The following is a 13,802-nucleotide window of genomic DNA, read 5'->3' on the forward strand; positions in this document are numbered from 1 at the left end:
AACGACATTAGCTGCAGTCTCGTGGGCTCGGAGATGTGTATAAGAGACAGGCATGATCTACACGCGGACAGTGGCCAACGCCGGGGCGCGCACTGTCGACTACCACTGCGCCTGGGACCAGGGCGAGCACCTGTGGATGATCTACCTGATGCGCATCCTCGACGCGCAGGTGGTACTCAACAAGCCCGGATCCGTTGTGCTGTGGACCAATTGCCACCACCCGTTCTACGACCACAATCCGTACGCCGAGGCGGCTCCGCCGGAGCGCACGGGCTGGGTGGGCGACTTCTGGGATATCTTCGGCGCCGGTCATGGGCTAGAGCTGAACAACCTCAAGACGATCGCCGAGTACCGTCACCGTAACGGCCTGCCGATCACGCCGGCGTGGATGAGATGAGCACTGCCGTGAATCAGCCCACCGTCAGCCTGACCGACCTCTCCACCTACCTGCCCGGAGAACCCATTGGCGCGGACTACTACGCGCAGTTCGCCGGATCCGACGACCTGGCCGCCAACCTGATGTTTCGCGCGCCCAAGTTCCGCCATCACGTCGGGCCGGACGAAACGGCGACCGACATGGTGGAGCGAGCCGCACAGGGCCTCATCGAGCGGCACGGCCACGACGTCATCGCCGACGTGGACGTGCTGATCACCCACACCCAAATCCCCGACATGCCGTTCTACGGCGGGGGCGGCGCCGTCGCGCACCGCTTGGGCATGCGCCCGTCCTGGGTGCTCGATCTGCACAACGGCGGTTGCGCGGCGTTCGTGTTGGCCCTGAAAGTGGCCCGTCAGCTGCTGACGTCGGGAGAGGGACGCACCGCGCTGATCGCCATCGCCCAGAACGCCGCGGGTCAGATCTTCGACCAGCCTGGGGTGCGGGCCAAGGCCCAGTCCTCGGTTCCCGGAGACGGCGCCGCGGTGGCATTGGTGACCTTGTCCGACAAATCACCGATCCTCGATATCGAGTGCCGCACCTACGGCGAATATGCGGGTGACATGACGCTTTCCATCGACCCGCCCCGCAAGTGGTGGCAGCCCGGCCCGGGGGAGGGCTGCATCGGTTTCACCGAGACCAAGATCACCAAGGTGTTGGCCCGCGGCAATCGGCAGGTTCCCGAAGTCGCGCTCGCAGTGTGTGATCGAGTCGGCCTGTCGCCCAAGGACATCGGGCTGCTCGTGACAAACCAGCCCAACCGCGTGTTCCTGCGCAATTGGCGCGAGGCGCTCGAGGTGCCCGAATCGAGACACCTCGATACCTTCGACGAGTGCGGCAACCTGTTCGGTGCCGGCATCCCGGTCAACCTTGATCGCGCGATATCCGACGGTCAGGTCAAGACCGGCGACGTCGTGATGATGGCGGCCTTCGCGCACGCCGGCGACTTCGCCGGCGCGGCAGCGCTCCGATGGGGCGGACGAGGCTGATGCTAGCCCTGTTGGAGGCGAGTTCGGCCACCACCGAGATACTCTGCGCGCTGCCGGATGCGATCGATCCGCTCGCGCTCTCGCTCAATGAAAACCCGTTCCCGCCCCTGCCGGCGGTGCGATCTGCGTTGATCCGCTCGATCGATGCCGCCAACCGATACCCCGAATTCCTGCCCGAGCGGATGCGGACACTCGTGGCCGGGCACGTCGGGGTCAGCGAGAAGCAGGTCGTGCTGGGAGCGGGGGCGAGCGGGGTGGCGATGCAGGTCCTGCACGCGGTGACGCGGCCGGGTGATCGGATTGTGTTGAGCTCTCCCACGTTCGACGGCTACCCGATCTTCGCACAGATGGCCCGCCTGACATCGGTCACCGTTCCGCTCGACGAGCGTGGCCACCACGACCTGGACGCAATGGCCGACGCGGCGGTCGGTGCCAGGGTCGTCGTCCTGTGCCGGCCGCACAATCCGACCGGCACGCTGGAAGCCGTCGCGGACGTGCAGCGATTCCTGCGCCGGGTGCCGCAGGACACGGTCGTGCTGCTCGACGAGGCCTACATCGAATTTGTGGCCCCCCAGCACCGCGTCAACGGACCTGACCTCGTCCGGCGCTTCCCGAATCTCGTGGTGCTGCGGACGTTTTCCAAGGCCTACGGGCTGGCAGGGCTTCGCATCGGCTACGGGTTCGCCTCACCGGAATTGGCCGCGATCCTGTGGAAGATGCAATTGCCCTTCGGTATAGGCATCACCAGCTTGGTTGCGGTGGCGGTGTCCTACGATGCTGAAAATCAGCTGCGGCAACGTATTCTGCGGATCACAGGCGAGCGGGATTACCTGTGCCGGCGCCTTCGCGCAATGCGCATATGCCCCACCGATGGGCACGCCAACTTCGTTTACCTGCCGGCCGTCGAGCGGCCATGGCAGGACGTGTTCGGCCACGCCAGGCTCAGGGCCCGCTACTACGCCGACGGCGCTGCCCGGATCACCGTAGGAAGCCGCGCATCCACGAGGGCGGTGCTGGCCGCGGCCGCAAAGTCCGTGGACTGACGAAATCACGCCAAAGTGCGGTAAGAAAAGGGCGTGGCCGCTTCACGATCCGACAAACCTGACCCGATCGCCCTGGCGAGGGCCAACTGGGACCGTGCGGGGTGGGGTGACGTCGCACCAGGCATGGTTGCCGTGACGTCGGTGATGCGGGCCCACCAGATTCTGCTTGCCCGCGTCGAGAACGCGCTGCGCCCGTACGACCTGAGCTTTTCCCGCTTCGAATTGCTGCGGTTGCTGGCGTTCAGCCGCACCGGAGAGCTGCCGATCACCAAGGCGTCCGACCGCCTGCAGGTCCACGTCACCAGCGTGACCCACGCGATCCGCCGGCTGGAAGCCGACGGGCTGGTGCGCCGGATCCCCCACCCCACGGACGGGCGCACCACACTGGTGCAGATCACCGACCTCGGCCGCTCGACGGTCGAGGACGCCACCGTCACGCTCAACGAGCAGGTATTCGCCGACATCGGGATGTCCGGGGGTGAGTCGGAGGCGCTGGTGTCGTCAATCGAGACGCTGCGCCGTGGCGCGGGGGACTTCTGACTATTCCCCAGGTGAACTTCTCGTCCACCTCCTGCGTGTAAGCAGTGGGAGGTTCGAGATGAATCCGTTGCTGCTGGTCTACTTTTCGGCGGGTGCGCCGTTCGCCGGACTCTGCCTGGTGAAGCTGCAAGCACGACTCGAGCGATTGGCCTACGAACGGCACGCCGAGGACTGAAGTGAGGCGTCGACCGAGGTATGCCCACAGGCGTTCAGCCAACCGGATGACGACTGCGTCGTCGGGGCTTCGGGTCCTGGTTGTCGGCGCCGGTGTAGGCGGCATTTCCATTGCTCGGGGATTGTTGCGCGACGGGCATGACGTCACCGTGTTCGAACGGCGGCCGGATGTCACGGCGGGTGGCGGCGCCGTCACGATTTGGTCCAACGGCGCAACGGTTCTGGGGCAGCTGGGGGTCGACATGGAGGGGGCCGGTCAGGCGCTGAGCACGGTGCGAGTGGTGACGCCCACGGGTCGCCCGGTGGCCACCTTGGACCTGACCACGATTGTGGACCGGCTGGGCGCACCGGTACGGATGGTCCCGCGTCGAGTCCTGCTCGAACGGCTGCTCGAAGGCTTTCCGTCCCATCGCATCCGGTGCAGCTCCCGCGCCGTCCGCTGCGTCCATACCCGCGACGGGGTTCGGGTCGATTTCGACGACGGCAGCTTCGCCGAGGGGGATCTCTTGATTGGCGCGGACGGGCTGCACTCGATGGTTCGAGACTTCGTCGGCGCGCCACCCGCGAAGCCAACCGGCTGGTGCAGCTGGCAGGGACTGGCCACGGTGGCGGGCATCGGCGACAAAAACGTCGCGCAGATGATCATCGGTGAGCACGCGAACCTTGGCCTGTGGCCTGCCGGGGGATCCGATGTTCAGTGGTGGTTCGACTTGCCATGGTCGCCCGATTTCGTGCGACCGGGATGTCCAATCGAGTTGATCCGCGCCAATTTCACGGGGTGGTCCGACTCGGTCGATCGAGTGCTCGCAACATTGACCGACGAGGATCTGGCCCGTTCGCCGTTTCCCCACTTCCGGCATCCGATTCCCGGTGCGGGGCAAGGCGCGGTGACGTTGCTCGGCGATGCCGCGCACACGATGCCGCCCACCCTTGCGCAGGGGACCAACCAGGCCCTGCTCGACACGATGGTGTTGTGCAGGGCCCTTTCGGTGCGCCGGCGAGGCAACGATCTCTCGCGCGCATTGCGCTGGTACGAGAGCACCAGGCGTCGCAAGGTCAAGGTCGTGTCCTGGGTGACCACGCAGCAGGTATCTCGCAGTGAGGGCGCACTGCGACCGGCGGCAATGATCTCGGACCGGTTCATGACCCGGGCGCTGACGATGTTTCTCCGTTCGATCAGTCACTGCGCGATGTCCGTGGAAATAAGCCGCGAACTCGCGGGCCGCGACGATAACGCCACTGTGCCCGCCTTATCGAGGGCGGCGAACAGGTGACGAGCGCCAAGGTGCCGCCGGCCAAGCTGGCCCGGGTCGTCGAGTGGATTCGCCACCACTTGTATCGGCTCAATCAGCGGCTGGTACCCGCGCCCGCAGCGGTGCTGGAGATGATCATCGCCGCCTGGACGTCGCAGGCGATCACCGTGGCGGCCCAACTCGGTGTCGCCGACGCCCTCGCCGACGGTCCCCTCGCGATCGACGAGCTGGCCACCCGGGTGGGCGCGGACGAGGACGCACTGCGTCGGCTGCTGCGGGCGTTGATCAGCCGGGGCATATTTCGCCACCGCCACGACGGCCGCTTCGAGCTGAATTCCCTTGCCGACACCCTGCGTTCGAACGCGCCGGCGTCGATGGCCAGCGCGGCACGTTTCTACGGGTCACGCGAGCAGCGCGAACGCTGGACCTTGTTCGTGGATGCGGTCCGAACCGGGACTACGGTCGTTCCCGCATTGCGCGGGAAGGCGAGCTTCGACTATTTCGCCGACGAACCCGAGCTTGCCGAACTCTTCAACCAGACAATGACGAGTATTTCGGAGCTGACGACGGCGTCCGTGGTGGCCGCCTACGACTTCCGTCGGTACGCCAGTGTCGTCGACGTCGGCGGCGGACAGGGTGACCTGCTGGCCGCCATCCTGGTGTCGGCACCGGCTTCTCGCGGCGTCCTGTACGACCTGCCGCGGGTCGTCGCGAGCGCCCGAAAACTGTTGCACGAACACATCGTCACCAACCGGGTGCTTATCAAGGAGGGGTCGTTTCTGGATCGCGTTCCCTGCGGAGGTGACGCCTACGTCCTCAAGAACATCATGCACGACTGGCCCGACGACATGGCGGTGCAGATCCTGCGTAATGTTCGCGCGGCCGCGGGGCCCCGGGCAACGGTGCTACTGGTCGAATTGGTCATCCCCGAGCACGACCGTGACTTCCCCGGGAAATGGGCGGACCTGGAGATGCTGCTGAATCTGGGAGCCCGCGAACGTACCGCGGGTGAGTATCGAGAACTGCTCAGCCAAGCGGGATTTCGGATGACGAGGGTGGTGCGAACCGCTTCGCCGCTCAGCGTGGTGGAGGCCAGAGCTGCTTGACTGCGGAGTTGTTCAGCTGCCGCGCAGCATCTCGATGACGGCGCTGAAGTCCAAGGCGCCGTGCTCGGCGGCGAATTCCGCGTAGATCTTGGCGGCGTGAGTGCCCAGCGGCGCCGCAGCGCCACTGGAGGACACCGCATCCATCGCCAGGCCGAGGTCCTTGTTCATCAGCGCGGTGGCAAAGCCGGGCTTGAAGCCGTTGTTGGCCGGGGAGGTCGGGACCGGGCCCGGCACAGGGCAGTTGGTGTGCACCGCCCAGCAGTTGCCGGTCGCCCCGGTGATGACATCGAACAGGGACTGGGCGGACAACCCGAGCTTCTCGGCCAGGATGAAGGCCTCGCCGATCGCGATCTGCTGCACCGCCAGCACCATGTTGTTGCACACCTTGGCGGCCTGTCCGGCTCCGGCAGCGCCGCAGTGAATGACCTTGGCCGCCATGGGTTCCAGCACCGGCCGCGCCCGTTGCAGGGCGTCCTCGTCCCCGCCCACCATGAAGGCCAGTGTCCCGGCGACGGCGCCCTTCACCCCGCCTGAGACGGGGGCGTCCAGCTGTGCGACGCCGCTCGATTCGGCCAGCGCGTGCACCTCGCGGGCGTCGTTGACCGAGATCGTTGAGCTGTCGATGAACAGCGCCCCGGGCCGCGCGGCGGGAAGGATCTCCGCGTAGCAGCGCTTGACCAGCTTGCCGTTGGGCAGCATGGTGATCACCACGTCCGATCCGGCCACCGCGTCGGTGGCGCTGTCGAATCCGGTGACGCCGGCTTCGGCCGCCGCGGACAGCGCCGCGGGCACGGGATCGAATCCGCGCACCGCATGTTTGGCCGCAACAAGATTGGTCGCCATGGGACCGCCCATGTGGCCCAGGCCCAGGAAGGCCACCGTCAGGTGCTCGGTCATCTGGGGACCTTTCTATGCGGTTGTCTATGCGGTTGCGCGGACCCGTGCGGCTTCGGCCCGGCCGATGACCACCCGCATGATTTCGTTGGTGCCTTCCAGGATTCGGTGCACCCGCAGGTCGCGGACGATCTTTTCCAGACCATACTCGCGCAGATAGCCGTAGCCACCGTGCAGCTGCAGGGCTTTGTCGGCGACCTCGAAGCAGGTATCGGTGACGTAGCGCTTGGCCATCGCACACAACTCGACCTTGTCGGGATCGTCCGCGTCCAGCGCATTGGCCGCCCGCCACAACATCATTCGCGAGGTTTCGAGGCCGGTGGCCATGTCGGCCAGGGTGAAGCGGATGGTCGGCTCGTCGAGCAGGGACGACCCGAACGCCTGCCGATCGCGAACATAGGCACCAGCCTTGTCCGCGGCGGCCTGGGCGCCGCCGAGCGAGCACGCGGCGATATTGAGCCGTCCGCCGTTGAGGCCTTTCATCGCGATGCCGAATCCGGCGCCCTCGCCGTCGGTGCCGCCCAGCATCGCGTCGGCCGGCACCCGGACGCCTTCCATGATCACCTGCGCGGTGGGCTGGGCGTGCCAGCCCATCTTCTCCTCGAGCGAGCCGAAACTCAGCCCCGCGGTGCCCTTTTCGACGACGAAGGCCGAGATCCCGCGCGGCCCCTCGTTACCGGTCCTGGCCATCACCACGTACACGTCCGAGGCGCCCGCGCCGGAGATGAACTGCTTGACGCCGTCCAGCACGTAGTCTCCGCCCTGCTTGACGGCGCGGGTGCTCAGCGCGCTGGCGTCAGACCCGGCGCCCGGCTCGGTGAGGCAGTAGCTGGCGATGACGTCCATCGACGCCAGCCGCGGGACCCAGTCCTTGCGCTGCTCGGCGGTGCCGAAGGTGTCGATCATCCACGCGCACATGTTGTGAATGGACAGGAACGCGGCGGTGGTGGGGTCGGCGATGGCCAGCTGCTCGAAGATGCGGACGCCGTCGAGCCGGCGCAGTCCGCTGCCGCCGACGTCCTCGCGGCAGTAGATCGCCGCCATGCCGAGCTCGGCCGATTCGCGTAGGACGTCGACCGGGAAATGTTTGGCCGCATCCCATTCCAGGGCGAACGGGGCGAGGCGCTTGGCGGCGAACGCGGCGGCCGTCTCGGTGATCACCCGTTCGTCGTCGTTGAGGGTAAATGAAGCCATGAAGCAGCGACCTAATCCATTGTGGGAATGACGAATTCGGCACCTTCTTTGATGCCGGACGGCCACCGCTGGGTCACGGTCTTGGTCTTCGTGTAGAAGATGATCGACGAGGGACCGTGCTGGTTGAGGTCGCCGAACCCGGAACGCTTCCAGCCGCCGAAGGTGTGGTAGGCCACCGGCACCGGGATCGGCACGTTGACGCCGACCATGCCGACCTGCACGCGGGAGACGAAGTCGCGGGCCGCGTCGCCGTCGCGGGTGAAAACCGCCACGCCGTTGCCGTATTCGTGCTCGGACGGCAGCCGCAGCGCCTCCTCGTAATCGTGCGCGCGCACGATGCACAGCACCGGCCCGAAGATCTCGTCGGTGTAGATCGACATGTCCGGGGTGACGTGGTCGAACAGGGTGGGGCCGATGAAGAAGCCGCCTTCGAGGTTGGCGTCACCGAAAGCCAGGTCGTCGCTGGCGCGTTCGCGGCCGTCGATGACCAACTCGGCACCCGCGTCCACGCCCTGGGCGATGTAGTCGCGCACCCGCGCCACCGCGGCCTCGGTCACCAGCGGGCCGTAGTCGGCCTTGGGGTCCAGGCTGTGGCCCACGCGCAGGTTGTTGATCCGTTCGATGAGTCGGGCGCGCAGCCGGTCGGCGGTCTGGTCACCGACCGGGACCGCCACGCTGATCGCCATGCAGCGCTCGCCGGCGCTGCCGTACCCGGCGCCGATCAGGGCGTCGACGGCCTGGTCCAGGTCGGCGTCGGGCATCACGATCATGTGGTTCTTGGCGCCGCCGAAGCACTGCGAGCGCTTGCCGGTGGCCGCGGCCCCGGCGTAGATGTACTGGGCGATGTCGGAGCTGCCGACGAACCCGACCGCCTGGATGTCGGGGTGGTTCAGGATGGCGTCGACGGCCTCCTTGTCGCCGTGCACGACCTGGAACACGCCGGGCGGCAGGCCCGCCTCCAGGAAGAGCTCGGCCAGCCGGACCGGCACCGACGGGTCCCGCTCGCTGGGCTTGAGCACGAACGCGTTGCCGCAGGCCAGCGCCGGGCCGGCTTTCCACAGCGGGATCATCGCCGGGAAGTTGAACGGGGTGATGCCCGCGACGACGCCCAGTGGCTGGCGCAGCGAGTAGACGTCGATGCCCGGTCCGGCGCCCTCGCTGTATTCACCCTTGAGCAGGTGGGGGATGCCGACGCAGAACTCGATGACCTCGATGCCGCGCTGGATGTCACCCTTGGCGTCGGCCACTGTCTTGCCGTGCTCGCGGGACAGCAGCTCGGCCAACTCGTCGTTGTGCTTGTTCACCAGCTCGATGAAGCGCATCATCACCCGCGCGCGCCGCTGGGGATTGGTTGCGGCCCAGCCCTTTTGGGCCTCGACGGCCGATGCCACCGCGGCATCGATGTCGGCCTGGCCGGCCATAGGCACCGTCGCCTGCACACCCCCGGTGCTGGGGTCGAAGACGTCAGCGCTGCGGCCGGACTGACCGGCGGTGCGCTGCCCATCGATGAAGTGCGGAATCTGTGTGGTCATGGGGCCCTCGAGTGTGGTTGACGGGCGTAAGCGGATACTTGCATATCCTAGTAACCCTGTTCGGCCCTTGGCAAGGTGGGTGCCGGGCTAGCCTGACAGCTGTATGCACACCACCGAGGCCGACTACCTGGTAGTCGGCGCGGGCGCCATGGGCATGGCGTTCATCGACACGCTGGTCGCCGAGACGGAGGCCCGCGTGGTGGTGGTGGATCGCCACCACGCGCCCGGTGGGCACTGGACCATGGCCTACCCGTTTGTGCGGCTGCATCAGCCCTCGGCGTTCTACGGCGTCAACTCGTCACGGCTGGGCAGCGACACCATCGACCAAGTGGGTTGGAACCGCGGCCTTTACGAACTGGCGACCGCCGGCGAAATCTGCGCGTACTACGACGGCATCATCCGCCGGGAGTGGTTGCCGACCGGCCGGGTCGGCTACTTCCCGATGAGCGAATATCGCGGCGACGGCCGGTTTCGCACGCTGGCCGGCGCCGACCACACCGTCCGCGTGACGCGCCGCGTCGTCGACGCCACCTACATGCGGGTCACGGTTCCGGCGATGCGCCGCGCGCCGTACCGGGTCGCCGCCGGCGTCGCATGCGTGCCGCCCAACCACCTGCCCCGGCTCGCGGCGCGCGAGCGCTATGTCGTCGTCGGGGCCGGCAAGACCGGCATCGATACGTGCCTGTGGCTGCTGAGTCACGGTGTCGGGCCGGACCGGCTGACCTGGATCATGCCCCGCGACTCCTGGCTGCTGGACCGCGAGATGATGCAGCCCGGCGCGTTGTTCGCCGACAAGATCAAGGCCGGCTTCACCGCACAACTGCGCGCGATCAACGACGCGGCGTCGGTGCAGGATCTGTTCGCGCGTCTCGAGGCAGCCGGCGTGCTGTTGCGGATCGATCCGGCGGTCCGGCCCGCCATGTACCGCTGCGCGACGGTCACCCGGCTCGAGCTCGAGCAGTTGCGCCGCATCACCGACGTGGTGCGCATGGGCCACCTGCTGGCCATCGAGTCGGGCAGGATGGTCCTGGACGGCGGTGCCGTCGGGCTCGGCGGCGGCGAGCTGTTCATCGATTGCACCGCTGACGGCGCCGAAAAGCGGCCCGCCACACCCATTTTCGATCCCGGCCGCATCACCCTGCAGAGCGTGCGCGGCTGCCAACAGATCTTCAGTTCCGCGCTGATCGCGCACGTCGAAGCCGCCTACCGTGACGACGCCGTGAAAAACGACCTGTGCGTGCCCCTGCCGCATCCGGACACCGACGTCGACTGGTTGCGGGTTGCGCTGGCCGACTACAGCAACCAGCTGCGCTGGTTCGATGACCCGGAGTTGATGACCTGGTTGTCCGCGGCGCGCCTGGACCTGTTCGGCCATCTGATCGGCCACCTGCTGCCGTCGGCCTCGGCGAAGCCCCGGGTGCGGGACCGGATTCTGGGCATCGCCAGGTCCGTCTTCTCCGCCACCGCCACCAAGCTCGACCGGCTGATGGCCGCCGAAGCCGCACTCGCGGCGCCCGTGTAACCCGAGTCGGTATTCATCGGGTGAAGGAGGCATGTGGCCGCAAGAAACGAACCCGTCGGCCCGCGACCCCTGCGCGCGGTGCCCGACAGTGGCGATGATGCCGGCTACCCGAACTGGGAAGCCGTCTACTCCGACAACGTGACCTGGGTGTACCGCACGCTGTTCGCGCGCGTCGGCAACCAAACCGACGCCGAAGACCTCACCGCCGAGGTGTTCCTCGCCGCGCTGCGGCCGCTGCGGCTGACCGCGAGCGTCGCCGAGGTGCGCGCGTACCTGCGGGCGACGGCCAGGACGGTGCTGGCCGCGCACTGGCGCGAGACGCTGGGCCGGGAGATAACCTCGATCGAGGACATCGAACAACCAGCCGAGAGCCAGGACGCGATCAGCACCGCGCCGCAACGCGTTGCCCGGGTTCTGGACAACCTGCCGGACCGCTACCGCCAGATTCTGGAATCGCGCTTCCTGCGGGGCAATTCGATCAAGGAGTCAGCCGCGGAACTCGGGATCAGTGTGGCCAATGCCAAAGTGCTCCAGCACCGCGCCCTGCGGCTGGCGGCGCAGGTCGACGATGGGGGGCAGCCATGAATGCGCGAGGGCTGCGACGTTACGTCGACGATCTGTTGCGGGGGCGCCGGCCCAGGCCGTTCGCGCCCGACGACTTCGAGGCGGCTCAGCTCCGCACGGCCATCGAGCTGCGCGCCGCCCGCGAGGGTGGTGACGCGCCGCGCCCGGAATTCGTCACCGACCTGCACCGGCGTATCGCCGAGCAGATGTCCGGCGCGCCAACGGAAACACCGCAGGTGCGCGGCAGCACGCGCCGCCAGGTCATCGTCGGCACGTCGGCCGCCGCCACCGCCGCGGTCGCTGCGGTGTCCGTCGATCGCACGTTGATCGCGGGGCAATCCGGCGACGGTCGGGCCCCCGAGGTCGCCGCCGGACAACTCACGCCCAACGAGGGCAGCTGGCAGCGCGTCGCGGCCGGATCGGATGTGCCCGACGGCGCGACGCGCGCCTTCGACCTCGGCTCGGTGACCGGATTCGTGCGCCGCGTCGACGGCAAAATCCAGGCGATCTCCGGGGTGTGTACCCATCAGGGCTGCAAGCTGTGGTTCGACGCACCCGACGACACGCTGCGCTGCCCCTGCCACACCACGTCGTTCTCACCCAGCGGGCAGGTGCTCACCCACCAGCTGCCGATCGCGCCGAAGCCGTTGCCCGCATTGATGGTTCGCGAGGTCAACGGGGTCATCGAGGTATTCGCCCCGCCGCGCACCGAGCGGCCCGCCTGAGCGGTGTAACCCACCGCCCTATCTCTTGGCATGGATATCCCCATGCTTCGAAGGCATTCGGCGGCCATGGCGGCCGTGGGTGTGCTGGTGTTGGCCGGTTGCTCCCAGTCACGGCCGGTGGCGACCACCGCCGCGCCCACTACCGGAATGTCGGTCACCGCGCCGGCAGCTCCGGTGCGTGGTGACCAGGTCACCATCGACGGCTTCGCGTTCGCGCCGGTGACCTTGACGGTGCCCGCCGGGACCACCGTCACGTGGACCAACCGCGACGAAGAACCCCATACGGTGGCCGCCAGCGACGGTTCGTTTCACTCACCCGGCATGGGAACCGGAGCCACCTTCGCCCACACCTTTTCCACCGCAGGGACTTTCGACTACGTCTGCTCGATCCACCCGATGATGCGCGGCACCGTGGTGGTGACGGGATGAGTGACCAGGCGAACGGCATGACCCGCCGCCAGCTCATCCGGCACACGGCGTGGTTCGGAGCGGCGGTCGGGTTCGCGGTGACCGGCGGCGAGGTCATCTCGCATGTCGCGGGCCAGGCGAAGGCGCAGCACGCGGGGGCCCGGCCCACCCTGCGCTTCGCCCAGATCAGCGACAGCCATATCGGTTTCACCGGGGCGCCCAACCCGGACGTCGCCGGCACGTTCGGCCACGCGATCGATCAGGTCAACAACCTCGGATACACACCGGATTTCGTCATCCACACCGGGGACCTCACCCACCTGTCCAGCCCGGAGCAGTTCGACCAGGTGAAGCAGATGATGACCGGCCTCAAGACGCCGCATGTGTTCACCGTCCCGGGGGAGCACGACTCGGTCGATGATGCGGGTCAGAAGTACCGAAACACGTTCGGCGCCAGCTCCGTTGGCGACGGGTGGTACAGCCTCGACATTGCCGGGGTGCACCTGATCGCGTTGGTCAATACGTTGAATCTGCACAAGCTCGGGCATCTGGGTGCCGATCAGCTGGAGTTCGTCAAGAACGACGTCGCGCGTCTTTCCAGCGATACCCCCATCATCGTGTTCAGCCATATCCCGCTGTTCTCGATGTACCCGCAATGGGGCTGGGGCACCGACGATGCCACCCGGGCGCTGAGCTACCTGCGCCGGTTCTCCTCGGTCACGTGCCTCAACGGCCATGTCCACCAACTGTTCTCCAAGACGGAGGACAATGTCACGTTCTACAGCGGCACCACCACCGCGTACCCGTTGCCGCGACCGGGTGACGGGCCCGCGCCCAAGCCGGTCACGCTGCCGGCCGGCAAGCTGCGCGATGCGCTGGGCATCCGCGAGGTGAGCTATACCAGGGGAGAGGCCGCCCTGGCCTTGAAGGAGACTGCACTGCAATGACTTTGACGAGTATCCTGGTCCGGCTCGGCCTGGCCGCATCGTTGATCATCAGCGCCGCCAGCCACGCCTACCTCTATGTGCATGGATATCAACACATTCCGGATATCGGTCCGGCATTCATGGCCCAGGCCAGCCTGTCGTTCGCGATCGCGCTGCTGATCCTGCTCGGCGGCCCCGCGTGGCTGCGCTGGGCGGGTGCCGCGGTGGCGGCCGGCTCCCTGGTCGCGTTCGTCTTGTCACGCACCGTCGGCCTGCCCGGTTTCTCCGAACGGGGCTGGGAGCCGGCACCGTACGCGGCCGTCAGCGTGGCTGCCGAGGTGGCCACGGTGGTGCTGTGGGGGCTTGGTGGACGCCTTCGGCTACGAGGGCGCCAGACCACTGTCGTTTGAGCCGGCGTGCCACAGCATTACCTCGGCGGCGAGTACCACCCGCCACACATTCAGCGCGTTATTTCGCGCATCGAATACCTGCCCCA

14 protein-coding genes and 1 pseudogene are annotated in these 13,802 nt (G+C 67.4%); 12 read left to right on the forward strand and 3 right to left on the reverse strand.

The features are described 5' to 3' along the window. Positions 1-55: 55 nt before the first annotated feature. The 6 genes and pseudogenes from A5760_RS19095 to A5760_RS19120 form a co-directional block, all read left to right on the forward strand. A pseudogene (locus tag A5760_RS19095) lies at positions 56-397 on the forward strand (SRPBCC family protein); the annotation flags it as partial. Positions 398-405: 8 nt separating this feature from the next. Beyond that, complete coding sequence (locus A5760_RS19100; RefSeq protein WP_064883791.1) at positions 406-1,425, forward strand: 3-oxoacyl-ACP synthase III family protein; 1,020 nt, start codon at positions 406-408, stop codon at positions 1,423-1,425. Then, on the forward strand, positions 1,425-2,468 hold the full coding sequence (locus tag A5760_RS19105; protein WP_064883794.1) for a pyridoxal phosphate-dependent aminotransferase: 1,044 nt from the start codon (positions 1,425-1,427) through the stop codon (positions 2,466-2,468). The genes A5760_RS19100 and A5760_RS19105 overlap by 1 nt, the downstream gene beginning before the upstream one ends. A 33-nt stretch (positions 2,469-2,501) precedes the next feature. After that, on the forward strand, positions 2,502-3,008 hold the full coding sequence (locus A5760_RS19110) for a MarR family transcriptional regulator (protein WP_064883619.1): 507 nt from the start codon (positions 2,502-2,504) through the stop codon (positions 3,006-3,008). 221 nt (positions 3,009-3,229) lie between these two features. Next, on the forward strand, positions 3,230-4,456 hold the full coding sequence (locus tag A5760_RS19115; protein ID WP_064883621.1) for an FAD-dependent oxidoreductase: 1,227 nt from the start codon (positions 3,230-3,232) through the stop codon (positions 4,454-4,456). Continuing rightward, positions 4,453-5,541 carry a methyltransferase gene (locus tag A5760_RS19120; protein ID WP_064883623.1) on the forward strand — a complete coding sequence of 363 codons (1,089 nt, stop codon included), beginning with the start codon at positions 4,453-4,455 and terminating at the stop codon, positions 5,539-5,541. The genes A5760_RS19115 and A5760_RS19120 overlap by 4 nt, the downstream gene beginning before the upstream one ends. Positions 5,542-5,553: 12 nt before the next feature. Here A5760_RS19120 and mmsB read toward each other — a convergent pair whose 3' ends face one another. The 3 genes from mmsB to A5760_RS19135 are packed head-to-tail and all read right to left on the reverse strand — an operon-like array spanning position 5,554 to position 9,161. Continuing rightward, positions 5,554-6,438, reverse strand: a complete 885-nt coding sequence (gene mmsB, locus A5760_RS19125) for a 3-hydroxyisobutyrate dehydrogenase (protein WP_064883626.1) — start codon at positions 6,436-6,438, stop codon at positions 5,554-5,556. Positions 6,439-6,462: 24 nt separating this feature from the next. Beyond that, positions 6,463-7,629, reverse strand: a complete 1,167-nt coding sequence (locus A5760_RS19130; protein WP_064883628.1) for an acyl-CoA dehydrogenase family protein — start codon at positions 7,627-7,629, stop codon at positions 6,463-6,465. Between the two features lie 11 nt (positions 7,630-7,640). Continuing rightward, a complete protein-coding gene (locus A5760_RS19135) occupies positions 7,641-9,161 on the reverse strand; it encodes a CoA-acylating methylmalonate-semialdehyde dehydrogenase (RefSeq protein ID WP_064883630.1) in 1,521 nt (506 codons plus the stop codon). Between the two features lie 103 nt (positions 9,162-9,264). Here A5760_RS19135 and A5760_RS19140 point away from each other — a divergent pair, with 103 nt between their 5' ends. Genes A5760_RS19140 through A5760_RS19165 form a run of 6 tightly spaced genes read left to right on the forward strand, consistent with a single transcriptional unit; the run spans position 9,265 to position 13,716 of the window. Further along, a complete protein-coding gene (locus A5760_RS19140) occupies positions 9,265-10,683 on the forward strand; it encodes an NAD(P)-binding protein (RefSeq protein WP_064883632.1) in 1,419 nt (472 codons plus the stop codon). Between the two features lie 33 nt (positions 10,684-10,716). Beyond that, positions 10,717-11,268 (forward strand): RNA polymerase sigma factor, encoded by a 552-nt coding sequence (locus A5760_RS19145; protein WP_064883634.1) that lies wholly within the window; start codon positions 10,717-10,719, stop codon positions 11,266-11,268. Next, positions 11,265-11,972 (forward strand): Rieske (2Fe-2S) protein, encoded by a 708-nt coding sequence (locus A5760_RS19150; protein WP_064883636.1) that lies wholly within the window; start codon positions 11,265-11,267, stop codon positions 11,970-11,972. Before A5760_RS19145 ends, A5760_RS19150 begins: the two co-directional genes overlap by 4 nt. Positions 11,973-12,014: 42 nt before the next feature. Further along, the gene (locus tag A5760_RS19155) at positions 12,015-12,401 is read left to right on the forward strand and encodes a cupredoxin domain-containing protein (RefSeq protein ID WP_419538260.1); all 387 of its coding nucleotides are present in this window, start codon (positions 12,015-12,017) and stop codon (positions 12,399-12,401) included. Beyond that, positions 12,398-13,327 carry a metallophosphoesterase family protein gene (locus A5760_RS19160; protein ID WP_064883640.1) on the forward strand — a complete coding sequence of 310 codons (930 nt, stop codon included), beginning with the start codon at positions 12,398-12,400 and terminating at the stop codon, positions 13,325-13,327. The genes A5760_RS19155 and A5760_RS19160 overlap by 4 nt, the downstream gene beginning before the upstream one ends. Beyond that, positions 13,324-13,716, forward strand: coding sequence for a hypothetical protein (locus A5760_RS19165; protein ID WP_064883642.1), 393 nt, complete (start codon positions 13,324-13,326; stop codon positions 13,714-13,716). Before A5760_RS19160 ends, A5760_RS19165 begins: the two co-directional genes overlap by 4 nt. Positions 13,717-13,802 lie beyond the last annotated feature (86 nt).

Origin of the sequence: Mycobacterium colombiense (genome assembly GCF_001665835.1) — a bacterium.
Classification (GTDB): Bacteria; Actinomycetota; Actinomycetes; order Mycobacteriales; family Mycobacteriaceae; genus Mycobacterium; species Mycobacterium colombiense_A.

Coding starts and splice junctions, on each gene's coding strand:
- A5760_RS19105 (WP_064883794.1), top strand. CDS start 1,425: ATGCTAGCCCTGTTGGAGGCGAGTTCGGCCACCACCGAGATACTCTGC.
- A5760_RS19115 (WP_064883621.1), top strand. CDS start 3,230: ATGACGACTGCGTCGTCGGGGCTTCGGGTCCTGGTTGTCGGCGCCGGT.
- mmsB (WP_064883626.1), bottom strand. CDS start 6,438: ATGACCGAGCACCTGACGGTGGCCTTCCTGGGCCTGGGCCACATGGGC.
- A5760_RS19130 (WP_064883628.1), bottom strand. CDS start 7,629: ATGGCTTCATTTACCCTCAACGACGACGAACGGGTGATCACCGAGACG.
- A5760_RS19135 (WP_064883630.1), bottom strand. CDS start 9,161: ATGACCACACAGATTCCGCACTTCATCGATGGGCAGCGCACCGCCGGT.
- A5760_RS19140 (WP_064883632.1), top strand. CDS start 9,265: ATGCACACCACCGAGGCCGACTACCTGGTAGTCGGCGCGGGCGCCATG.
- A5760_RS19150 (WP_064883636.1), top strand. CDS start 11,265: ATGAATGCGCGAGGGCTGCGACGTTACGTCGACGATCTGTTGCGGGGG.
- A5760_RS19155 (WP_419538260.1), top strand. CDS start 12,015: ATGCTTCGAAGGCATTCGGCGGCCATGGCGGCCGTGGGTGTGCTGGTG.
- A5760_RS19160 (WP_064883640.1), top strand. CDS start 12,398: ATGAGTGACCAGGCGAACGGCATGACCCGCCGCCAGCTCATCCGGCAC.
- A5760_RS19165 (WP_064883642.1), top strand. CDS start 13,324: ATGACTTTGACGAGTATCCTGGTCCGGCTCGGCCTGGCCGCATCGTTG.